Origin of the sequence: Planococcus sp. 1R117A (assembly GCF_051417975.1) — a bacterium.
GTDB lineage: Bacteria > Bacillota > Bacilli > Bacillales_A > Planococcaceae > Planococcus > Planococcus shenhongbingii.
Window position 1 is genome coordinate 672,642 of record NZ_JBPRLO010000002.1, and the last position, 23,193, is coordinate 695,834.

A 23,193-nucleotide genomic window follows, 5' to 3' on the forward strand; every position below is an offset into this window, starting at 1 on the left:
GTGCAAATGTTGGTTTTGCCTGCTCCTCTTACGAAGAAGACTGTTATATAATTCCTATTTTCACTCACCAGTATCTTCATGACTCAATAAAGTGCTTTTTGTATGCTCATTTAGCAATATGTTTTTCGTATAATAAACAAGCAGTCAAACTTTGATCAGAAGTAGTTATCAGTGCCGGGATAACTACCTTACATTTCTCCATCGCAACTGGGCAACGAGTATGAAAATGACATCCTTGCGGAGGATTAATTGGACTCGGTAAATCACCCTTCAATATTATACGTTCTCTTTCCCTCACTTTTGGATTCGGCTGAGGAACAGCGGCCACTAACGCCTTAGTATAGGGATGACGAGGGGATTCAATCAATTCTTCTGTCTCAGTAAATTCCACAATTCTACCGAGATACATAACTGCAATTTTATCACTAATATGCTTTACTGCTTGAATACCATGAGAAATAAAAAGATAAGATAATCCCATGTCCTGTTGAATTTCTTTTAATAAATTCAATATCTGTGCTTGGATAGATACATCTAGGGCAGATACTGGTTCATCACAAACAATGAGTTTGGGTTGCAACGCAAGTGCCCGCGCGATACCTAGTCTTTGTCGTTGTCCTCCGGAAAATTCAATTGGATAACGATTTCCATGATAGGAAGCTAACCCCACTCTTTCCAATAGTTCATCTACCCTTTTTCTTCTTTCTAGTCTTGTACCTACTTTATGAAGGACTAGTGGTTCAGCAATAATATCTGCCACGGTCATTCTAGGATTCAACGACGAATACGGATCCTGAAAAATCATTTGGAGGTTTTTCCCTAATGCTTTTTTATTTTTATAATCACTTAGTTTTTTTCCTTCAAAATAGATTTCCCCTGCAGACGGATCGGAAAGGCCAACAATCATTCTACCCGTTGTTGACTTTCCGCAACCTGACTCACCAACTAAACCAACAGTTTCGCCAGGATAAATATCAAGATTTACGCCATCAACGGCCTTCACAAAATTATTTTTCTTTCCAAAAAGCCCACTTCCTACCGGAAAGTGCTTCTCAATTCCTTTAAGAGTTACTAGTGGCTGTTGCATAAAAGGCCATTTCTCCTTCCTTAACAAGGGGATTCCAACAGGAGACTTTAGCTCCTAATGGATGTTGACGCAACTTAGGCGCTTCTAGGCTACACTTATCAGTTGCATATGCACAGCGCTTAACGAAGTTGCAACCTTCAGGCAATTCCAATGGGTTTGGAACAATGCCAGGTATTGTATCTAACTTTTCTTTCGATGGTCCATTTAATGTTGGTATACTGTCCATTAATCCTCGAGTATACGGATGCAGTGGTGATTCAAAAATAGTTTCAACTGTCCCTTCTTCAACAATCTTTCCACAATACATAACAAGAACCCAATCGGCAGTTTCGGCAACTACTCCGAGGTCGTGCGTAATTAAAAGGATCGCGATTTGAAGTTCTTCTCGCAAGTCCCGTAACAAATTTAAAACTTGAGCTTGAATCGTCACATCCAGCGCAGTCGTCGGCTCATCCGCAATTAGCAGCTGTGGATCGCATGCGAGCGCTATCGCAATCATAACCCTCTGTCTCATTCCACCAGATAATTGATGAGGATAATCATTTAGACGCCGCTTTGCATCAGGTATACCAACTTTATTTAATAATTCTAAGGCTATTTTTGCAGCCTCTTTATATTTTACTTTTCTATGCAATACAATTGATTCAGCAATTTGTTTGCCAATAGGATGAACGGGATTCAATGAAAACATCGGGTCTTGGAAAATCATAGCGATATCATTGCCACGGATTTTCCTCATTTCAGTTTCTTTTAGCTTCAGCAGGTTTTCCCCTTGAAAGGAAATCTCACTTTCTGGTCTATACTGGATTGCACTTGCATTAAGGCCCATAATCGATAGAGAAGAGACACTTTTTCCACTACCCGACTCCCCAACCAATGCGACAATTTCACCTTTTCGAATGGAAAACGAAACATTGTTTACCGCTTTAATTTCACCTTCCGGCGTGGGAATAAACGCCCCGAGATTTTTCACTTCAAGCAGCGTGCTTTCTTCAGCCTTCATTCTTTCTGCCCCCTTCGTTTATCCTTTTTTATACTTGGGATCGAGTGCTAATCGAAGACCGTCCCCAAGAAAGTTACCGGCGAGTACTGTCATTATGATTGCAACGCCCGGATAAATAATCATCCAAGCATTCATACTGATCATGCTGTACGCTTGCTGAATCATATTCCCCCAGCTAATTTGCGGCGATTGAGCTCCCATTCCAAGAAAACTAAGTGAAGCTTCAACAAGAATTGCATAGCTTAAAATAAACGATGCTTGGACAATAATTGGAGGGGCGATATTCGGAAGAATATGTTTCCACATAATCCAACCTGCACCAGCACCGGAAATCTTCGCGGCTTCAACATAAGGCTCTGTACGAATTTGCAAAGTTTGACCTCTTGCCAACCTTGCTAATTGCGGTGTAAATACAATTCCAATTGCAATCATAGCGTTCCATAAACTAATGCCCAATGCACCCGTAATTCCTAAAGCCAGCAAAATAACAGGAATTGAAATAATCCCATCAACGATTCTCATAAAAATATCATCGATGATACCACCTAAATAACCTGACAGAATGCCCATAGGTACCCCAATCAACAATGGAATTAGAATCGCAAACGAAGCCGCTTGAATTGCCGCCTTAGTCCCCATTAATAATCGGCTGAAAATATCACGTCCAAGTTCATCAGTACCAAGCCAGTACTGGACGCTTGGGTTATTCATTACATTCCCTAAATCTTGCTTTAATGGATCGTGCGGAACAATATAAGGGGCAATCAATGAAATAATAAAGAGCATTACTAAAAAAAGAAAACTAATAAAAGCAAGACGTTCGGCCATTAAACGCTTAAAAATTGTGGTAAAACTCATTTTATCGCCTCCTTTCTTAGTACTCAATCCGCGGATCTAAGGCTGCGTACACAATATCAGTAATAAAGTTAATAATAATAATCATCACAATCATCACCAAAACAACGCCTTGTAGCATAGTAAAGTCACGCTGCAAAATCGAGTTGACTGCGAGTTGACCCATGCCAGGTATTGCAAAAATTGTTTCTATGACAACTGTAGATCCCAATAAGTTTCCAAATAGAATCCCAATTGTTGTCACAACAGGAAGCATCGCATTTTGTAAGCCGTGCTTAAAAGTGGCTTGCCAACGATTAACACCTTTCGAATATGCAGTCCGGACATAATCTGCACCCATAACTTCCATTAAAGAAGATCTTAAGTGTCTTGTAATCTGTGCCATCCCTGTAGTAGCAAGGCAAAGAGCGGGAAGTATTATTCCCTTGAAAAAAGTTACCGGATCCTCAAAAACACTTGTAAATCCAGTCGCTGGAAGCCAACTTAATGTAAGGCTGAAAAATAACACAAGTATCATTCCTAACCAGAAATTTGGAATTGCAGATCCTAGTGTCCCCAAAAAACGTGCCACATAATCCATCCAGCTATTTGGAAATATAACGGAGGTAATGGCAAAGATCATACCACCCGTGATAGAGATAATCATTGCAACAAACACAAGTTGAAGAGTTACAGCTAAACGGCCGAAAACTGCTTCATGGACAAATTGTCCTGTAAAAATTGAGCGTCCTAAGTCTCCCTGTACCGCATTCTTTAACCAATCAAAATATTGGACAAGAATGTTTTGATCAAGGCCCAATTGTTGTCGCAATTGGGCTACTTTTTCAGGAGTTGCATTGTCGCCTAACAAAGCCAAGGCCGGATCCCCTGGTATCAGTAAAATAAATGAAAATACAATGAGGGTTGTAATCAACAGCATCGGAATAACGTATAATAAGCGACGAGCTAAAAATTTTAGAAACAAATTCCATCTCTCCTTTCATTAATTTATCAATTAATCTTCTACCCAAATTGTTGAAAGTACAGGCTTTTCCAACATATTTGGAACATAGCCGTTTAGCTTACTGTTCATTATTGCAGTTCTTGGTGTGAAGAAAAGTGGTATTATAATCGCTTCCTCCAATACTGCTTTTCTGCTGATCTCCTTGTATAGTTCAGCACGCTCATCCTGGTTATAATTCATCCCAGCTTCAAGGATAAGACTTTCAATTTCATCTGTTGAATGACCTAAATTATAATAATCTTCAACAGAAAACAGACTTCCCATCGTAGATTGAGGGTCAGGACGCGCTGACCATCTCCCCAAGAAACTAGCCGATTCTTTTTCTGACCAGAAACTCGCAAGCGCAGCCTGTTGCTCCATTGCACGTAAATCAACTTGAATACCTACTTCTTTCAATTGGCTTTTAATTGCTTCGGCAATTCTTTGGTCATATGCTGTGGAGTGATGGACCATCTCGAATGAAACATTTTCTAATCCAGCTTCTTTTAGCAATTTCTTTGATTTTTCAGGATCATATTTTATCTTTAAGTTTTTATCTGAGGCCCAATAATTAGATGGAAATGGTTGATATGCTGGCTCTCCAATTCCAAAATTTATAGCTTGAACCATTGCTTCTCTGTTAATTCCATGATTAATCGCTTGCCTTACTGCCTTGTTATTTAGTGGTTCTATCGTTGGGTTCAAGTAATAATTTTTGAATGGTAGTGATGTTAATTTCTCCACTTTAAAACTTTCATTATTTTCAAAACCTGCAACGTTTCCAGGAGATATGTTTTCAGCGAAGTCTATTTCCCCCGATTTCAACGCATTAATTCTTGTCGTTTCGTCCCCAATGATTTTAACTGTGAGTTTATCTAAATAAGGTAACTCTTCTTGCCAATAATCTTCATTTGCTTCGAAAATAATTTCACCATTTGGAACGTGTTTGGCCATTTTAAATGGGCCGGTACCAACAGGGTTTTGCGAATAATTTTCCCCATACTTTTTAACAGCAGTTGGAGAGACAATCAAACCCCCAGTATGTGAAAGTCCTAACACGATTGATGAATCAGGTTTTGACAAGTTCAAATTAACTGTGTGTGTATCAATAACATCAACGCTTTCAATACTCATCAATTCCGATACTGTAGAATGCTCAGAGTTTGTACGGTCAATATTAAATTTAACTGCTTCTGCATCAAAAGGCGTACCGTCATGAAACTTCACATTTTTCCTTAAAGTAAGTTCTAGTGTTTTGTCATCGAGAAATTTCCATGACTCTGCCAACCCAGGTTCAGGTTCTAGTTCAGGAGTAAACCGAATTAACGTATCATAAACAGGCAATAATAAGGGGAAATTAATCCCCCCGGTCGATTTTATTGGATCAAAATTAGCAATGTCTGTCTCATAACCAATCGTTATTTCTCCACCTTTTTGTGGTGTTCCTTCTTTATCCTCTACATCACTATTATTGCCTTGCACTTCACTATCAATTTTGGAAGAACATGCCGAGACGATAAATGTCAATGCAAGTAAAAGAAACAATCTAATTAAGAATTTAAGCTGGGTAGTTTGCATAATTAATCTCCTCCTTTATCAATCTAAAAATTAAAACGATTGTTTATTAGTTGTAAATATGTCGCATCTTGTACATTTTCGCTTTAAATACTCCAACCTTATAAATTAAGCTGTTTCTCCACTTTCAGCTTGACTGTCTGAAAAAACGGCTACTTTCTTGTTTTGCAGAAAGAATATAAATCTCTCTCCCAACATCTCTACCATCCTCAAAGTACTTAGGTAATCTTGTCTTTTAACTCCAAACAAATTTTTTTAAGTGAATTTTTAGTTGCGGGAATATTCTTTTTCCCATTTAGTAATTTGTTCGAGTTTAAAGAGCGATTGCCTCTCTTCCCAAGTACAAATAAGTTCTAAGACATTTTCCTGTGAGCCTTCATCGTGCAACACTTTTAAAGAGTCACTGATTGCTTTAATCGCAGAGCGAAGTGCCGTATTCGCGCAAAGCATTATTTTGAAACCAATTGCCTCTGCTTCTTTCAGTGAAAGCAGTGGTGTTTTTGCACCCTCCACAAGATTGATAATTTGGTGCACACCTTTCAAGGAATCTGTGATCTGCTTCAGATGTTCAATTGTCGTTGGTGCTTCAACAAAAGTAATGTCAGCGCCAACTTCTGCGTAAGCATGTGCTCTTTCCAATGCATCATCAATTCCATTGACTGCGAGTGCGTCCGTACGGGCAATAATTGTCAACTTGTCGTCTTTCCTCGTATCTAACGCCGCTTTTATTTTATCGACCATTTCTTCTTTTGAAATGACTTGCTTCCCATTAAAATGGCCACACTTCTTTGGTGAAACTTGATCTTCCAATTGAATCGCAGACGCCCCAGCTCTTTCAAATTCTCGCACTGTACGCATGACATTAATTGCGTTTCCAAATCCCGTGTCTGCATCTACAACAATCGGAATGGTCGTGACATCCGACATTCGGCTAACGACCTCAGCCACTTCTCTCATAGTTGTAAGCCCTACATCCGCCCACCCTAACTGTGCATTGGATATGCCAGCACCAGTTGCATAAATTGCTTTAAAACCTGTCTCTTCTATCAACCTGGCTGTCATCGCATCATATGCTCCAGGAATAATAAACGAACCCGGGTCATTTAATAGCCTTTGAAATGCTTGTGTTTTAGTCATGTTTTATTATCTCCTTTTCAATATTATTTACTAAATTTTCAGTATATTTAACGCATTTTTTATGGACCTTCTGCAAAAAGGTCCAGTATTATCTTGATACTTATAATTTATTTTTTAGAATCTTATTCGGTTTAATAACAACAGCTTCTTTCAAATGCTTTTCAATTGATTCAATTGCAGCAGCTAAACTATTTTCAATATGCTTTTTCATCAATAACTCTGCTTTTTCGTAATCTTTTTTTGATATCATTTCAAATAATTCCTTATGTTCTTGTGCAGCTTTTTTCCCCCTTACCTCACTTTCAATTGGACCCAGCCGACGATACCGAGATATATGATCATTCATTTGACCCAATATTTTTATGGCTGTATTGTTCCCACTCACCTGATAAAGACATGAATGGAACTTTCCACCATATTCCACAATATCTTCTCTCTTATCATTTGCCGCAGCTTCTATAATTAAATTAGTAAAAAACTGAAGTTTTTGTATATCATTTTCCGTAGCTTTAATTGTTGCTTCTCTCGTGACTAGACCTTCGAGTAAACTTCTTACGTTAAAAATTTCTTGAACTTCTTGAATTGAAATTGGAGATACTTTTAGTCGTCCATTAGGTTGTCTAATAATCAGTTCTTCATTTTCTAATCTTTGTAGCGCCTCCCTTATAGGCGTTCTACTCATTTCCAGCTCGGAAGCTAAACTTTCCTGATTAATTGGTTGAGAGGCTTTCAAAACACCTTCGATTATTTGTTTTTTTACTTCAAAGTAAACAAAGTCTTTTGTAGATAACCTACTAGAACCTAAAGAAGTTATATTCATTGACTAATCCTTCCTCCACAATTTTAGTATAAATATATAACGGTATAATTGTATACATTAATACAATTATATATTTATACAAAACTATATCATTTTATTTTTCTCTGTCAATAAAAATTGCAGAAAATTCTATCTATTTTATCGCCTCACTGACACCGCTTAATAGTCCTCCGAAATAATTAATGAAACCCGGTAATTCAATAGCTTGGAAGATGCTTGTGTTTTAGTCATGATTTATTGCCACTAGCCATAGTCGCAACTAAAAGCAAAATAGATTAGTGAATTAAAATTAACTATTTAGATAAACGCAAAAAGATCTCCTAAAATAGAGTGGGGTCACGACAACTAAATAAGTTTTCTATACTATCAAAAGGGCACCATAATTTATCTAAAGTGATTTCAATTCAATTGATGATAATCCTTCATTGGACGTCTCCTAAAACCACTCACTTTCATTTGCCTTTCTAACGATATCCTTCATAGCCTTTTCGAGCATCATTGAGTTCCTTTCAGACCGCTTTCCTTGTACTCCACTTGCATATAGAATAAACCACTTTTTTGGGGCAATTTTTTGGGCATAAAAAAACCTCCTAATCGATTGATTAGGAGGTAATTTCGTTCTGTGTTTGGTAAGCAGGCCGTAAGGAAGGATCTTACCTTATGGTTCGTATCCTTGTTCTTTTCCCTAGATGCTTCAAAACCTATCACAGCAGTACATTATGTACATTTCTATAACGTCCCAGGAGAGATTCGAACTCCCGACCGACGCCTTAGAAGGGCGTTGCTCTATCCAGCTGAGCTACTGGGACATGCTTTCTTAACTGAAAGACAATTTTAATTATAGAAATGATTTGAAGAAAAGTCAATGCTATTTTAAAAAAATAATGAAATAAATATTATTGGTCAGATAATAACCATTCCGGCATCGCGAGTTTCAACTGGTGAAGCGCATTGCCTCGATGTGAAATGGCCGCTTTTTCTTCCGGCTTAAGTTCCGCCATCGCACGTCCTTCGCTCGGTACCCAAAAAATCGGATCATAGCCGAAGCCGTTTTCGCCGCGGCGCTCGGTCAAGATCTCCCCTTCACATGAACCTGAGAAAGTTTCGGTTTTCCGGTTTGGTGCAGCGACTGCTAAGACGCAGCGGAAACGGGCAGTGCGTTCGTTTTCCGGAACGCCGGCCATTTTCTCGAGCACTTTATCGATATTGGCATTGTCGCTTTTTTCTCCGCCGGCATAACGTGCGGAATAAACGCCTGGCTCGCCGTTTAAGGCGTCGATTTCAAGCCCAGAGTCATCGGCAATGACAGGGATCTGCAGCGCCTCTGCTACAGCCTCAGCCTTTAATATGGCGTTTTCTTCAAAGGTCGTGCCTGTTTCTTCAACGTCCATGTCCTGTGCAACGTCTTTCAATGTCAACACGTCATAGCCGAAGGGGCGCAATAATGCTTCAAAGTCTCTTGCTTTCCCTAAGTTTTGAGTAGCAATAATCACTTTTTTCATAAGTTTGAATTCACCTCTTCACCGACGCGTTTGGCTACTTCGCCAAGCGCCTCTTTTTGCATCGAAATCAATTGGCGGATGCCCGCTTCACCAAGGTCCATCATTTCATTGAGCTGAGCGCGTGTAAACGTCGCTTCTTCGCCTGTGCCCTGCAATTCCACGAAATGGCCTGCCCCAGTCATCACCAAGTTCATATCCACTTCCGCAGAAGAATCTTCCACATAGTTCAAATCCAGAATCGGTCCGTTTTCAGCGTCTATGCCAACACTTGTCGCTGCCAGAAAATCCGTGACCGGAAATGCAGCCAATTCCAATTTCCCAATAGCCATGACCATGGCGACGAATGCTCCCGTGATCGAAGCTGTCCGCGTGCCGCCGTCAGCTTGGATGACGTCGCAATCAATCCATAAAGTGCGTTCTCCGAGCTTATCCAGGTCGACAACTGCGCGCAGCGCACGACCAATCAAACGCTGAATTTCCATTGTCCGGCCGCCTACTTTACCTTGTGAAGATTCACGGCGGTTACGGCTGTTTGTCGCTCTTGGCAGCATGGAATATTCGGCCGTCACCCATCCTTTGCCTTGCCCTCTTAAAAATGGCGGCACCTTTTCTTCGATTGTCGCTGTACAAATCACTTTCGTCTGTCCAACTGTAATCAATACCGAGCCTTCCGGGTGGATCAGGTAATCGACTTCCATGTGCACCGGACGAAGTTCGTCCGTTTTTCTTTCATCTATTCGTGTCATTGTATATTTCCTCCTTGTATCTGCTCGTCTAGCGTATCATATTTGCGCTTCCACAGCCAAAAACCTGACAGCGTCAGCCATCAGGTTTTCGGAAATCGAATGGAATGGATAACAGGTTCTTCGATGTCCAGCCATTTCTCGATAATCGTTTTGAAAATCGGAATAGATCCCGATGTATAAAAATGATGCACTGGCGGCTTTGTACGGCCAGCGAACTGCTTCTTGAACCGCAAATGCCGCTCCACGTCTTTCGCTGTTTCTTTTGCAGAAGAAAGCACCTGGACCCCATCACCCAGCACTTCTTCAATAAACCCCTGCAGCAAAGGATAATGGGTACATCCAAGAATAGCCGTATCAAATGTCTCTCCTTCAAGCTGAGAAAGCGTTTCTTGAACCATTCTCCGTGCAAATTCCCCTTCGTACTCATCACTTTCCACTAATGGGACAAACCGCGGACAAGCAAGCTGGACGACATGGGCGGAAGACACCAGCGATTTGATCGCTTTTTCGTAGGCTCCGCTTTGTACGGTTCCGAGCGTTCCAAGAACAGCGATATCCTTGGATGAAGACGTTTTTACGGCTGCACGGGCCCCGGGAAAGATAACGCCGATCACCGGAATGGGCAGTTTTTTTTGAAGAGAATTCAACGCTGCAGCAGTCGCGGTGTTACAGGCGATCACCAGCATTTTTATTTTTTTCTTCATCAAGGCTTGTGCCATCTGCCACGTGTATTTCTTAACTTCTTGAAGAGACCGGGGGCCATACGGGCATCTGGCGTTGTCTCCTATGTAGAAAATTTGTTCATTCGGCAATAGCTTCATGATCTCTTTTGCAACTGTCAGTCCGCCTACCCCTGAATCGATTACTCCAATTGGCGCATTCACATTCATCGCCTCAATTCTATTTCATGTTGTTGTGAAGTTTCTCAAGCAACAAGGATAATTGCTGAACTTCTTCTTCGTTGAAATCGGCGAGAACACTTTTCAGATAGTCCTGTCGTTTCTCGATCACTTCTTCAATAATGCGTTCGCCTTCTTTTAATAACTTGATGCGGACCACTCTTCGGTCCTGTTCTTCACGGATTCGTACAACCAATTCGTTTTTTTCCATTCGGTCAACCAGGTCTGTGGTGGTGCTAAAAGCTAAGTACATTTTATTGGAAAGGTCACCAATTGTCATATCCCCATGTTCAAAAAGCCATTGCAAGGCAATAAACTGAGGTGGTGTAATTGTATAAGCATTTAAGATTTCCCGGCCCTTTTGTTTAATGATGCCGGAAATATACCGAAGTTCCTTTTCCATAAACGCGATGCGTTCCGAATCATGGAGATTGTGTTTGCTGTTATCATTCATTGAAATCACCACTCCTTGGCTACAAATCTACTCTATCTATAGTGACGGTTTTTTATTAATATGGCAAGAACTCACTTAATTTTTTGCAGAAATTAAATGGTTTTTTGTGAACAATTGTTTTTCCTGCTCGGTCCAGCGATGGCCTTTACCGGTCTTTTTCGATATCTGAACCATAGCCCCTCTGCCCGTAAAGCAAGTCTCGCCTTTTTCATTGGTGATCCAGTAATGGACATCGATAGAAGAATTGCCGATTGAATCCACTTTTACATGGACATCCAATTTTTCATCGAAATACACCTGTTGCGTATAATCCACTTGAATGTCAGCAACCACTGGAAATAATTCACTGCCGTCTTCCAGCCATCTTTGCATTAAACCGATTTCTTTCATGTATTCAATCCGTGCAAACTCAAAATAAATGATTGGTACCGTGTTATTGACATGGCCGAACATGTCGGTTTCTGAAAAACGGACTTGAACAGGCACCGAAAAATTAAACTCTTTTTTCCATTCTTCAAAATCCTTGATGTAGTTGGCTTTCATAATCAAACCTCCAGATAGACATTTATTTTATCAGTATAGCAAAGAATTTTAATTCTAGCTTTCAGCATTTACGCTAAAACCAAATAAAAAACCCTGCCGAAGCAGGGTTTTAAATAGTGATCAAGTTGAAGTGCCTTTAGCGGGCGCTTCCGCTTTTCTCATTGTCTAGCTGTAGCGCCCAGCCCCTCGAGTCGCTTCGGACTTGCCAGCGATGGCACAGAACGCCATCACCTGCAAGTCCTCCAGCGCTTGTCGGGGCTTAACGGGCGCTTCCGCTTTTCTTACTAGTCTACCATTCTGTCGCTTCCGAAGAAGTTGCGGAACATTTGGACTGTCGTGTCGCGGTTCAAAGCTGCGATTGATGTTGTCAAAGGAATTCCTTTTGGACAAGATTCTACACAGTTTTGAGAGTTACCGCAGCTCGCCAATCCGCCTTCGCCCATAATGGCGTTCAAGCGGGCGTCTTTGTTCATGGCACCTGTCGGGTGCGCATTCATAAGACGTACTTGAGAAAGTGGAGCTGGTCCGATGAAATCGGATTTGTCGTTGACGTTCGGGCATGCTTCTAAGCATACACCGCAAGTCATGCATTTAGACAATTCGTAAGCCCATTGACGTTTGCGTTCAGGCATACGTGGTCCTTCACCAAGATCGTGAGTTCCATCAATTGGAATCCACGCTTTGACTTTTTTCAGTGAATCGAACATGCGGCTGCGGTCAACGATCAAGTCGCGGACTACAGGGAATGTTTTCATCGGCTGAAGGCGGATTGGCTGTTCCAGTTGATCAACGAGCGCCGTACAAGACTGGCGCGCTTTGCCATTGATAACCATTGAACAAGCGCCGCAAACTTCTTCGAGGCAGTTCATGTCCCATGTTACTGGAGAGGTTTTTTTCCCTTCCATGTTCACCGGGTTACGACGGATCTCCATCAATGCCGAAATGACATTCATGTTCATGCGATATGGCAATTCGAACTTTTCCCAATACGACTCTTCGTTCGTAGAGTTTCTGCGTTCGATTTCAAATATAACCGTTTTTGCTGCTTCACCCATGGTAAATTAGCTCCCTTCTTAATGTTTCGCTGAGTAATCGCGTTTACGCGGCACGATCAAGGATGTATCAACCTCTTCATAATGGAAGATCGGCTCATCGTATCCGTTGAATTTCGCCATTGTTGTTTTCAAGAATTCCTCATCGTTACGCTCTGGGAAATCAGGTTTGTAATGCGCTCCACGGCTTTCGTTGCGAAGCAACGCCCCAATGGTGATCACTCGTGCTAAATGTAGCATATTTTTCAACTGACGTGTGAACATTGCGCCTTGGTTGCTCCAAAGCTGTGTATCCGTAATGTTGATGTGGTTGAAACGTTCAAGCAGCTCCTGGATTTTTTCATCCGTCGCTTTCAATCTATCGTTGTAGCGAACCACTGTTACGTTGTCAGTCATCCACTCGCCCAGTTCTTTGTGTAGAATATAGGCGTTTTCTGTACCATCCAAGGCCAGGATCTCTTCCCATTTGCGCTGCTCTTCAGCAACTGCCCGGTCAAAGATATCTGAAGGAAGGTCTTCTGCAAGAACTTCCAGCCCTTGGATATATTCAATCGCATTTGGACCCGCAACCATACCGCCATAAACGGCAGACAGCAGTGAGTTCGCGCCTAAGCGGTTCGCGCCGTGCTGTGAATAATCACATTCACCGGCAGCAAGCACGCCTGGGATGCTTGTGAATTGATGGTCGTCAACCCATAATCCGCCCATTGAATAGTGGACGGCCGGGAAGATTTTCATCGGTACTTTGCGTGGGTCATCACCTGTGAATTTCTCATAGATCTCGATGATGCCGCCCAATTTTATGTCCAGTTCTTTTGGATCTTTGTGCGAAAGATCCAAATAGACCATATTTTCGCCGTTGATTCCTAGCTTCTGGTTAACACAGACATCGAAGATTTCGCGAGTCGCGATATCCCGAGGCACCAAGTTACCATATGCCGGGTATTTTTCTTCCAGGAAGTACCAAGGCTTGCCGTCTTTATAAGTCCAGATACGTCCGCCTTCCCCACGTGCAGATTCGGACATTAGACGAAGTTTGTCGTCTCCCGGAATCGCTGTCGGGTGGATTTGAATAAATTCGCCGTTCGCATAATATGCACCTTGCTGATAAACGATCGAAGCGGCAGATCCTGTGTTGATAACGGAGTTCGTCGATTTGCCGAAGATGATCCCCGGTCCGCCAGTTGCCATAATAACTGCGTCTGCACGGAATGCTCTGATTTCCATAGTCGTCATGTTCTGGGCAGTGATGCCTCGGCTGACGCCTTGATCATCCAGAACCAGGCCAAGGAATTCCCAGCCTTCGTACTTCGTTACAAGACCGCTCACTTCGTGACGGCGAACTTGCTCATCTAGAGAGTAAAGCAATTGCTGGCCAGTTGTGGCACCGGCAAACGCTGTTCTGTGGTGCATCGTTCCGCCAAAGCGACGGAAATCAAGCAGTCCTTCCGGAGTCCGGTTAAACATAACACCCATGCGGTCGAACAAGCGGATGATTGCTGGTGCTGCGTCCGCCATTGCTTTGACCGGGCGTTGGTTTGCCAGGAAGTCTCCACCGTAAACGGTGTCATCAAAGTGAATATCTGGTGAATCTCCTTCACCTTTTGTATTAACAGCCCCATTTATCCCGCCTTGAGCACAAACCGAGTGGGATCTTTTTACTGGGACGATAGAAAATAAATCAACGGGTGAGCCTGCTTCGGCTGCTTTAACAGCTGCCATCAATCCAGCTAGGCCGCCCCCGACAATAGTAAGTTTGCCTTTCGCCATTTCGGTATTCACTCCTCTTTTAGTTCACCAATAATCCAGACGTTCTTAGACGAACGCTAACAAAGCTCTGATACCAATGATTGAAAGTACAACAAACACGACAAGTGTGAAGTAAGTTGCCCCTCTTTGAGCTTTTTCCGATTGAGTAATTCCCCAAGTAACAAGGAAAGACCATAGGCCGTTTGCCAAGTGGAAAGTCGCAGCTAAAACTCCGACAATATAAAACGCTAACATTAATGGATTGTCCAGGATATTAGCCATCATATTGAAGTCTGCATCTGCTGCATTGCCAATTGCTACTTGGAAACGGGTTTCGAACACATGCCACGCGATGAAAACCACTAGGAAAATCCCAGTATAGCGTTGTGCCGTAAATAATGTGTTGCGCAAATAACTGTATTTGCCCACATTATGTTTTGAAGTAAACGCTATGTATAAACCGTAGAATGCATGAAACAGCAACGGTAAATAAATAACGAAAATCTCCAAGAAGATAACGAATGGAAGATTCGCCATGAAGTGAGATGCATTATTAAATGCCGATTCACCTTGTGTTGCAAAATGGTTGACGATTAAGTGCTGCGTCAAGAACAAACCGATCGGAATGATACCGAGCAAAGAATGTAACCTGCGCATTAAAAATTCTCGATTTTCCAAAATTTTACCTCCCTCAAACATTGTTGCGCAGCAAAAAAAAAGACATTCGAACTTTTGCACGAAAGCTTCCATTGACTGCCACTTGCATCATGATACAATAATATGACATATTTATTGTACTCTCCGAAAATGGGAGCGTCAAGGTAACCAGAGGTATTTCCGTATGATTTTAAATAGCAATTTATTATATTGAAAGTAAGATTAGCATGACTTTCAAACAACCCAAAATCACCAGGACTTTGGTTATGAAATTATTCGAGACCATATATTTCCAGAAACTTTAGGCAAGCATGAAGAAGATATTCTTTACTGACCGGGAAAATCATTAGCCGGAAAATTTCCGTCCATTCCTTGGAAGAAGCGCAACACCTTTTTCGACTAGCTCATTCCGGCTGACTGATGCTCAAAAAAAGCATGGAAAAGCTTGATAGTGCACCATTATCTACTTCTGAGTCCGCGCAGCGCTGCTTTAAATTAGAAGCTGGATTCCGGGCCCAGCAAAAACAAGCAATCGATGATTATTTAACCGAAGCCTCTGTCGAAACCCAATATAAAAGAAATCAAGTCCGCATCACTTTAAAAACCGGCCTCCATGAAAAAGCATGAATTTCAAAACCCACTTCGCAAAAGCGCAGTGGGTTTTATTGTTCTTATATTTGAATAATAATTTCATTTTACCTTTATAAACATTTGCCGAATTGTCATTTTCCTGACATATCTACTTAAAAGAAAGCGGCTTCCTGTTTATCAACTTCAAACCTGCATGGTTTTTTTAATCGCCAAGTGACGTGTTCACTTCTTTTTATTAAGATAAACCGAATGCGTCATGCAAAGCGTTCGCTGATTTTTTCATATCCGCTTCCGGCACTACGACAGAAATTTTAATCTCAGAAGTGCTGACCATCTTCACTGGAATTTCCTGCAAGCGAAGAATATCGAACATTTGTGCAGCTACCCCGGGATTGGAGACCATGCCGGATCCGACAATTGACACTTTCGATAAACCGACTTCAAAATTAGCATTTGAGAATTTAATGTCTGACTGGAATTCGTTCAATACCCGCTTTGTTTCTTCCAGGCTGTCTTGTTTAATGGAAAATGAGACAGACGGCGGGAATTCATCCGTGATGCTTTGGACAATGATGTCAACATCGATATGGTTTTCCGCCAGTTTCGTAAATATATTCGCCAATGAACCGTTGAATGGTTTTTCATACGAGACGGTCACCCGGGCAATTCCAGGTTCAAACGCTACGCCTCTGACTATTAAGTTTTTCTCCACAGTGATCACCTCTTGTATGATTGTGCCCGGTTCATCCGAATAACTTGCTCTGACCGACAACGGGACTTTATTGTTTTTCGCAAATTCGACAGCACGAGGATGCAGGACGCCTGCACCGAGGTTGGCAAGTTCAAGCATTTCATCATATGAAATTTGCTCGAGTTTACGGGCTCCTGTCACATGACGCGGATCCGATGTATAAACACCATCGACATCGGTGTAGATTTCACATTTATCGGCCTCTAACGCAGCTGCCAATGCCACCGCAGTCGTATCTGAGCCGCCGCGGCCAAGTGTCGTGATATTGCCAATCTTATCAACGCCCTGGAACCCGGCAACCACGCAGAAATAGCCATTATCCAGAACCCGTTCCAAACGCTCTGTATGGATGGTTTCGATGCGGGCGTTGCGCGGAACGGATTCCGTTTCAATGCCCGCTTGCCATCCGGTGAACGATAAAGCTTCATGCCCTAATGATTTAAAGGCCATGGCAAGCAGAGAAATTGTTACTTGCTCTCCCGTAGCCAACAGCATATCCATTTCCCGTTTCGGCGGTTCGGCAGAAATTTCCCCTGCCAGTTTGAGCAGTGTATCTGTCGTTTTGCCCATCGCTGATACCACGATTACTACACGATAGCCTTTTTCTTTTTCAAGGATTGCCCGCTTGGCCACTTCAATGATTTTTTCGGGTGTTGCAACGGACGTCCCGCCAAACTTCATTACGATCGTCTTCATTTCATCCACTCCCACATTTTAAGATGTGGCTCTCAACATGTCAGGCACTGGGTGCCAGGCAATAAAAAAAGGTAGCTCACCGGTTCTACGGCAAGCTACCTCTTTTATCATGTACGAATACGAAAAACGTCCATGTGAGATAGCCCTCCAGAGATTTACTCTGACAGCCCGGCATTTCTTAAATGCCGGACCAGCATATGGGTTTGCAAAAATCCCCTACACTTCGGCGACCGCCCCTTTCCCCACTCTTCACAGATTCTGCAAATCTCCGAATGGCTACTATTGACGTTCGCGCCTCTATCATCACTTTTCCAAGTGATTCAATTATGTTTTTACGATAGCATGTTATTGCTCACTTGGCAATGCCTGCTGAACAAAATGCTGCTGAATGGATTTGGCCAGATTCTCAGGCATGCCCGCCTGGCGCAATTCTTCTATCGTCGCTTCTTTTATCTTTTTGACAGAACCGAAATGCTTTAACAATTTCTTCTTGCGTTTTGGCCCTACGCCTTCCAAGTCATCGAGCGCGGACTGGATGGAATTTTTCCCGCGCAGCTGACGGTGGAATGTGATGACAAATCGGTGCACTTCATCCTGGATGCGCTGCAGCAGATAAAACGCTTCACTCGTGCGTTTTAACGGCACAACTTCGATTGGATCCCCGTATAGAAGCTGAGAAGTCTGGTGCTTTGTGTCTTTAGCAAGGCCGGCAATCGGAATCGATAAGCCAAGCTCGTCTTCTAAAATCTCGCGCGCCGACTCCATCTGCCCTTTTCCTCCATCAATGACGATCAAGTCCGGGAGTGGAAGCCCATCTTTCAAAACACGCGAATAGCGGCGCCGGATTACTTCCCGCATAGCAGCGTAATCATCCGGTTTCGAGGCATTGCGGGTTTTATACTTGCGGTAATCTTTTTTCGACGGTTTGCCGTCGATAAATGTGATCATTGCAGAAACTGCGTCAGCTCCTTGGATATGTGAGTTATCAAACGCTTCGATGCGGAGCGGCGTTTCAATATTCATCGCTTCTCCCAATTCAATGCAGGCACCAACAGTCCGTTCTTCCTGGCGCTCAAGCAGCTGAAACTTTTCTTTTATGGCAATCTCCGCATTTTTCTTCGCCAGATCCAGCAAATCCTTTTTCTTGCCGCGCTGAGGCACCAGTACGCGGAGGTCGAGCCATTCCCGGACCAAATCCGTGTCTATCCCTTCCGGAACCAGGATTTCATTTGGCTTCATATGGTGCGACTGCTCGTAAAACTGGCCGAGATACGTCATAAATTCTTCCTGAGGGTCGCGGTATAACGGAAACAGTGAGACATCGCGCTCAATGAGCTTGCCTTGGCGCACGAAAAACACCTGCACGCACATCCAGCCCTTGTCGATGGCATAGGCAAAAACGTCGCGGTTGGTAAAATCGTTCATGGCCATTTTCTGCTTTTCCATGACCGTTTCAATATGGATAATCTGATCCCGGTATTCCTTGGCTCGCTCAAATTCCAAATTCTCAGCGGCTTCCGACATCTTTTCAACCAGCTGCTCTTTGACTTCACGGAAACCGCCGTTCAGGAATTTCGTGATGCCTTCGATCATATTTTGATACGTTTCCTGTTCGACCGGTTTGATGCACGGCGCCAAACACTGCCCCATATGGTAATACAGGCAGGCACGGTCAGGCATGGTATGGCATTTCCGGAGCGGATACAGACGATCGAGCAATTTCTTCGTTTCACTTGCCGCGTAAGCATTGGGATAAGGACCGAAATACTTGCCTTTATCCCGCTTCACTTGCCGTGTGATGATGAGCTTTGGATGGCGCTCACCTGTAATTTTCAAGTATGGGTAGGTCTTGTCATCTTTCAGCATGATATTGTATTTTGGATCATGCTTTTTGATCAAGTTCAGCTCCAGAATCAGCGCTTCTTTTTCTGAACTTGTTACGATATATTCAAAATCCTCTATTTCGCCTACCAGCCGCTGTGTTTTGGCATCATGGCTTCCCGTAAAATACGATCGTACGCGGTTTTTCAGCACTTTCGCTTTACCGACATAGATGATCGTATTTTGGCGGTCTTTCATCAAATAGCAGCCAGGCTGATCCGGAAGTATCGCTAATTTATGTTGAATCAATTCATTTGCCATAATCTCACCCTATTAAAAAACCGGGCACCATTACGGGACCCGGTTTAGAATTATGCGTGTTGGTTAACCAATTCTGCTAAAGCTTCTTTTGGTCTGAAACCAACCACTTTGTCAACTGTTTCTCCATCTTTCATCAACAATAGAGTCGGAATTGACATAATGCCGTATTTGCCGGCTGTTTCTTGGTTTTCGTCAACATCTACTTTTACGATTTTTACTTTATCGCTCATTTCAGCGTCTAACTCTTCTAGAACTGGAGCGATCATTTTACAAGGTCCGCACCAAGTAGCCCAAAAATCTACTAATACTAAACCTTCTGAGATTTCTTGTGAAAAGTTCTGATCTGTACCGTGTACTATTGCCATGAATAATTCCTCCTTAGTAGTATAACCAAACTCTGAATTGATTATAGCATGCACTATTTTCACTAGCTATTTATTTGCCTAACTTTACTTTACCCTAAATATAGGAAATCAAACGAAAAGCGGCCCGAGTGTTTAGGGCCGCTTTTTTGATTACATTACTTTTTTAAATTCTTCTGTCAGCATTGGGATGACTTCGAATAAGTCGCCCACGATGCCGTAGTCTGCCACTTTGAAAATATTCGCTTCAGGATCTTTGTTGATCGCAACAATTACTTTCGAGTTGGACATTCCTGCTAAATGCTGGATCGCACCAGAAATACCGGCAGCGATATAAAGATCCGGTGTGACCACTTTCCCGGTTTGGCCAATTTGAAGCGAGTAATCGCAATAATCAGCGTCACACGCTCCGCGGGAAGCGCCGACTGCGCCGCCTAAAAGATTCGCTAATTCCTGCAATGGCGCAAAGCCATCCGCACTTTTTACTCCGCGTCCGCCTGCAATAATCACTTTCGCTTCAGAAAGGTCGACGCCTTCAGCAGATTTGCGGACTACATTTTTAATGATGGTGCGCAAGTTTGTAATGTCTACTGAAAGGGCGCTTACTTCTCCAGAACGTTCTTCCCGTGGAAGAGGTGCAATATTGTTCGGGCGAACAGTGAAGAATAGAATTCCTTCTTTGTTTTTCACTTTTTCAAATGCCTTACCTGAGAAGATCGGGCGGACAAATACAGCGTCATCGCCTTCCCCTTCGATATCTGTAACATCTGAAATCAATCCGGCTTGCAGTTTAGAAGCGATTTTCGGAGAAAGATCCTTTCCGACTGCAGTGTGGCCGAATATTAAAGCTTCCGGGCTTTCCTGTTCGATGACTGCCATGAACGCCTGGCCGTATCCATCAGATGTATAATGCTTCAAATGCGGATGCTCCACCGTAATGACACGGTCAGCTCCATAATTGATCAATTCCTGTCCGAAATCGCTAACAGAATCGCCAAGCAATACTGCAACCACTTCTCCTCCGCCAGAAACTTTTTTCGCAGCGGCAATTGCTTCAAATGAAACATTTCGCAAAGCGCCTTCACGCGTCTCTGCCAATACTAATACTTTTTTCGCCATAATCCGTTTACCCCCTAAGTAGATGTGAAAAATCAATGGAACGAATGTATATAGGTTAAATTTCAGCGGCCTTTAGAATCAGGCGCTTCCGCTTTTCTTGTCTAGCTGCAATGGCCAGGTCCTCGGGTCATAAGCCGTTCCGGCTGTGTGGCACAGAACGCCACTTCGCCGATCCGTCTTATGCCCGTCGGACCTTGACGGCCATTTCCGCTTTTCTTCTTTTAAATAACTTTCGCTTCGTTGCGCAGCAGGCCAACCAATTCAGATACTTGTGTCGAAAGGTCGCCTTCCAGGACGCGTCCTGCAGCTTTTTTCGGCGGCAAGTAAACTTCAATTGTTTCTGTCTTCGCTTCTACGTCATCTTCTTCGATATCCAAGTCATCCAATTCAACTTCTTCAAGCGGCTTTTTCTTCGCTTTCATGATACCTGGAAGTGATGGATAACGAGGCTCGTTCAAGCCTTGCTGTGCTGTTACAAGCAACGGCAATGAAGTTTCAAGTTCTTCCGCATCCCCTTCGATGTCACGGACAATCGTTACTGTAGAACCGTCAATTTTGAGATCAGTGATGGTCGTCACGTAGTTGATGCCTAAAAGATCAGCAACACGAGGGCCAACTTGTCCAGATCCGCCGTCGATTGCAACGTTTCCTGCTAAAATTAAGTCTGGGTTTTTGTCTTTTAAATATTCAGCCAGTATGTACGCAGATGTAAACTGGTCCAATTCTTCAACATCCTCTTCGGTATTGATCAAAACCGCTTTATCAGCGCCCATAGCCAAAGCTGTGCGCAGCTGCTTTTCAGCTTCTTCTCCGCCCATTGTGACCACGGTTACTTCTCCGCCGTGCTCATCACGGACAGTAATTGCTTCTTCAATTGCATACTCATCGTATGGATTGATGATGAATTCCGCACCGTCTTCCTGGATTTTCCCACCTGAAACGACGATTTTTTCTTCTGTGTCAAACGTGCGTTTTACCAATACATAAATGTTCATGAACGTAAACCTCCCAAGTATTATTTCCCTTTAAATTGTGCTTCTCGTTTTTCCAGGAATGCCTGGATGCCTTCTTTTGCGTCTTCAGAAACGAAAACTGTGCCAAATGATTCGGCTTCTGCGTTAACTCCTTCATAGAATGAAGCATGTTTCGCATATTGCAGCATTTGAATTGCTGCTTTCACCGACACCGGGCTCTTTTTCGCAATCTTCTTCGCAATTGAAAGCGTTTCCGAAAATAAGTCTTCTTCTGGATACGCCCGGTTAGCTAGCCCCAGCTGTGCAGCTTCTTTGCCTGAAATCGGTTCACTTGTCAACAGCATTTCAGCCGCTTTTGCCACCCCAACAAATCTTGGCAAACGCTGTGTGCCTGCAAACCCGGGAATTAGTCCCAGTTGAAGTTCCGGCAATCCCAGTTTAGCATTTTCAGAGACAAATCGCATATGGCAACCCATCGCCAATTCCAGCCCTCCACCGAGCGCCGCTCCGTGAATCGCTGCAATGACTGGCTTGTGGAATGTTTCTACGCGTTCAAAAACTTTTTGCCCACTCGCTGATAATTGCGAAAATTCTTGACCTGAAGAAACTTCAGTAAATTCCTTGATGTCTGCTCCAGCGGAAAAGAACCGGCCTTCTCCGTGCAGTAAGACAACCCGGACTTCGTCGTCATTTTCCACTTCATCAAGGAGCTGGTCCACTTCGAGAATAAGTGAACGCGATAAAGCATTTGCCGGCGGACGATTAATAGTAGCAACCGCCACACCGTCTTCGTTTTTCCAACTGATAAATTCCATTCGATGAGCCCCTTTCTTATGCGCGCATCCCTTTCATCAGCAATCGATGAACTTTCGGCGCCAAGTCGACTAAATCATATTTATGATCGTTCATTACCCAAGTGGTAATCGTCTCATCCATTGTACCAAAAACCATTTGTCTGGCTAGTCTGATATCCATCTCTTTATCAAATTCTCCATCTTCCATGCCTTTGATCAAAATTTTATCCAGCAGCAATAAATACTCTCTCAACACGCCATTTATTTTCAATCGGATGTCGTGATTCGATTGCCTAAGTTCCAGCTGCGTCACGATGGCAAGATGCAAATCGCTTGCTAGAAGGCCAAAATGGCTTTCAATCATTAATCGCAGTTTTTCTGACGCCGAAATTTCCCTGATTAGGATCTGTTCCAGCTTTTCAACGAATACACCCATTTTTTCCTGAAAAACTGAAATCAGAATATCCTCTTTGTTTTTGAAGTATAAATAAATCGTACCGTCCGCAACGCCGGCTTGCTTGGCGATTTTTGAAACTTGCGCTTGATGGTAGCCGTTTTCCGCTATTACGATTACTGCTGCATCAACGATTTGCTTATATTTCGGTTTGTCCTTCTTAACCAACTCATCACCACCCAAAAAAATATGAAAATATGAATGGCGGTTCATTCATATTTTCATATTATAGTTAATCCGTTATTGTGT

The 23,193-nt window shown here is 42.8% G+C and carries 23 protein-coding genes, 1 tRNA gene and 1 riboswitch; of the genes, 1 reads left to right on the forward strand and 23 read right to left on the reverse strand.

The features are described from left to right. Positions 1-106: 106 nt before the first annotated feature. From ACSFXN_RS08765 to ACSFXN_RS08840, 16 genes are all read right to left on the reverse strand, one after another. Positions 107-1,087: an ABC transporter ATP-binding protein gene (locus ACSFXN_RS08765; RefSeq protein ID WP_437149737.1), complete on the reverse strand. Its 981-nt coding sequence runs from the start codon at positions 1,085-1,087 to the stop codon at positions 107-109. Beyond that, a complete protein-coding gene (locus ACSFXN_RS08770; RefSeq protein ID WP_437149738.1) occupies positions 1,062-2,090 on the reverse strand; it encodes an ABC transporter ATP-binding protein in 1,029 nt (342 codons plus the stop codon). The genes ACSFXN_RS08765 and ACSFXN_RS08770 overlap by 26 nt, the downstream gene beginning before the upstream one ends. 18 nt (positions 2,091-2,108) lie before the next feature. Continuing rightward, a complete protein-coding gene (locus ACSFXN_RS08775; protein WP_437149739.1) occupies positions 2,109-2,948 on the reverse strand; it encodes an ABC transporter permease in 840 nt (279 codons plus the stop codon). 16 nt (positions 2,949-2,964) lie between these two features. Next, positions 2,965-3,909 carry an ABC transporter permease gene (locus ACSFXN_RS08780; protein ID WP_437149740.1) on the reverse strand — a complete coding sequence of 315 codons (945 nt, stop codon included), beginning with the start codon at positions 3,907-3,909 and terminating at the stop codon, positions 2,965-2,967. A 30-nt stretch (positions 3,910-3,939) separates the two neighbouring features. Further along, positions 3,940-5,505 carry an ABC transporter substrate-binding protein gene (locus ACSFXN_RS08785; protein ID WP_437149741.1) on the reverse strand — a complete coding sequence of 522 codons (1,566 nt, stop codon included), beginning with the start codon at positions 5,503-5,505 and terminating at the stop codon, positions 3,940-3,942. Positions 5,506-5,769: 264 nt separating this feature from the next. Beyond that, positions 5,770-6,639, reverse strand: coding sequence for an isocitrate lyase/PEP mutase family protein (locus ACSFXN_RS08790; RefSeq protein ID WP_437149742.1), 870 nt, complete (start codon positions 6,637-6,639; stop codon positions 5,770-5,772). A 100-nt stretch (positions 6,640-6,739) separates the two neighbouring features. Further along, positions 6,740-7,459, reverse strand: a complete 720-nt coding sequence (locus ACSFXN_RS08795) for a GntR family transcriptional regulator (RefSeq protein ID WP_437149743.1) — start codon at positions 7,457-7,459, stop codon at positions 6,740-6,742. A 735-nt stretch (positions 7,460-8,194) separates the two neighbouring features. Beyond that, a tRNA-Arg gene (locus tag ACSFXN_RS08800) sits at positions 8,195-8,268 on the reverse strand. Positions 8,269-8,355: 87 nt separating this feature from the next. Continuing rightward, positions 8,356-8,961, reverse strand: a complete 606-nt coding sequence (locus ACSFXN_RS08805) for an XTP/dITP diphosphatase (protein ID WP_437149744.1) — start codon at positions 8,959-8,961, stop codon at positions 8,356-8,358. Then, positions 8,958-9,707, reverse strand: coding sequence for a ribonuclease PH (gene rph / locus ACSFXN_RS08810; protein ID WP_437149745.1), 750 nt, complete (start codon positions 9,705-9,707; stop codon positions 8,958-8,960). Before rph ends, ACSFXN_RS08805 begins: the two co-directional genes overlap by 4 nt. 80 nt (positions 9,708-9,787) lie before the next feature. Beyond that, positions 9,788-10,591: a glutamate racemase gene (gene racE, locus ACSFXN_RS08815; RefSeq protein WP_437149746.1), complete on the reverse strand. Its 804-nt coding sequence runs from the start codon at positions 10,589-10,591 to the stop codon at positions 9,788-9,790. Positions 10,592-10,607: 16 nt separating this feature from the next. Beyond that, complete coding sequence (locus tag ACSFXN_RS08820) at positions 10,608-11,060, reverse strand: MarR family winged helix-turn-helix transcriptional regulator (RefSeq protein ID WP_300992345.1); 453 nt, start codon at positions 11,058-11,060, stop codon at positions 10,608-10,610. Between the two features lie 75 nt (positions 11,061-11,135). Beyond that, positions 11,136-11,603, reverse strand: a complete 468-nt coding sequence (locus tag ACSFXN_RS08825) for an acyl-CoA thioesterase (RefSeq protein ID WP_437149747.1) — start codon at positions 11,601-11,603, stop codon at positions 11,136-11,138. 284 nt (positions 11,604-11,887) lie between these two features. Continuing rightward, positions 11,888-12,658, reverse strand: a complete 771-nt coding sequence (gene sdhB / locus ACSFXN_RS08830) for a succinate dehydrogenase iron-sulfur subunit (RefSeq protein WP_437149748.1) — start codon at positions 12,656-12,658, stop codon at positions 11,888-11,890. Between the two features lie 18 nt (positions 12,659-12,676). Continuing rightward, entirely contained in the window at positions 12,677-14,425 is a 1,749-nt protein-coding gene (gene sdhA / locus ACSFXN_RS08835) for a succinate dehydrogenase flavoprotein subunit (protein ID WP_300992341.1), read from the reverse strand. A gap of 45 nt (positions 14,426-14,470) precedes the next feature. Beyond that, positions 14,471-15,085, reverse strand: coding sequence for a succinate dehydrogenase cytochrome b558 subunit (locus ACSFXN_RS08840; RefSeq protein ID WP_437149916.1), 615 nt, complete (start codon positions 15,083-15,085; stop codon positions 14,471-14,473). 411 nt (positions 15,086-15,496) lie between these two features. Here ACSFXN_RS08840 and ACSFXN_RS08845 point away from each other — a divergent pair, with 411 nt between their 5' ends. Continuing rightward, entirely contained in the window at positions 15,497-15,688 is a 192-nt protein-coding gene (locus tag ACSFXN_RS08845) for a hypothetical protein (protein ID WP_437149749.1), read from the forward strand. A 199-nt stretch (positions 15,689-15,887) separates the two neighbouring features. Here ACSFXN_RS08845 and ACSFXN_RS08850 read toward each other — a convergent pair whose 3' ends face one another. From ACSFXN_RS08850 to ACSFXN_RS08880, 7 genes are all read right to left on the reverse strand, one after another. After that, complete coding sequence (locus tag ACSFXN_RS08850) at positions 15,888-17,099, reverse strand: aspartate kinase (protein ID WP_437149750.1); 1,212 nt, start codon at positions 17,097-17,099, stop codon at positions 15,888-15,890. A 132-nt stretch (positions 17,100-17,231) separates the two neighbouring features. Continuing rightward, a riboswitch (Lysine riboswitch) is annotated at positions 17,232-17,407 on the reverse strand. Between the two features lie 37 nt (positions 17,408-17,444). After that, the gene (uvrC, locus tag ACSFXN_RS08855) at positions 17,445-19,241 is read right to left on the reverse strand and encodes an excinuclease ABC subunit UvrC (protein ID WP_437149751.1); all 1,797 of its coding nucleotides are present in this window, start codon (positions 19,239-19,241) and stop codon (positions 17,445-17,447) included. A gap of 50 nt (positions 19,242-19,291) precedes the next feature. Continuing rightward, entirely contained in the window at positions 19,292-19,606 is a 315-nt protein-coding gene (gene trxA / locus ACSFXN_RS08860; RefSeq protein ID WP_036806063.1) for a thioredoxin, read from the reverse strand. A 150-nt stretch (positions 19,607-19,756) separates the two neighbouring features. Continuing rightward, positions 19,757-20,722: an electron transfer flavoprotein subunit alpha/FixB family protein gene (locus tag ACSFXN_RS08865; RefSeq protein WP_437149752.1), complete on the reverse strand. Its 966-nt coding sequence runs from the start codon at positions 20,720-20,722 to the stop codon at positions 19,757-19,759. A 221-nt stretch (positions 20,723-20,943) separates the two neighbouring features. Further along, entirely contained in the window at positions 20,944-21,717 is a 774-nt protein-coding gene (locus ACSFXN_RS08870) for an electron transfer flavoprotein subunit beta/FixA family protein (RefSeq protein WP_437149753.1), read from the reverse strand. A 20-nt stretch (positions 21,718-21,737) separates the two neighbouring features. Then, the gene (locus ACSFXN_RS08875) at positions 21,738-22,511 is read right to left on the reverse strand and encodes an enoyl-CoA hydratase (protein ID WP_300992336.1); all 774 of its coding nucleotides are present in this window, start codon (positions 22,509-22,511) and stop codon (positions 21,738-21,740) included. Between the two features lie 16 nt (positions 22,512-22,527). Further along, positions 22,528-23,112 carry a TetR/AcrR family transcriptional regulator gene (locus ACSFXN_RS08880; RefSeq protein WP_437149754.1) on the reverse strand — a complete coding sequence of 195 codons (585 nt, stop codon included), beginning with the start codon at positions 23,110-23,112 and terminating at the stop codon, positions 22,528-22,530. Positions 23,113-23,193 lie beyond the last annotated feature (81 nt).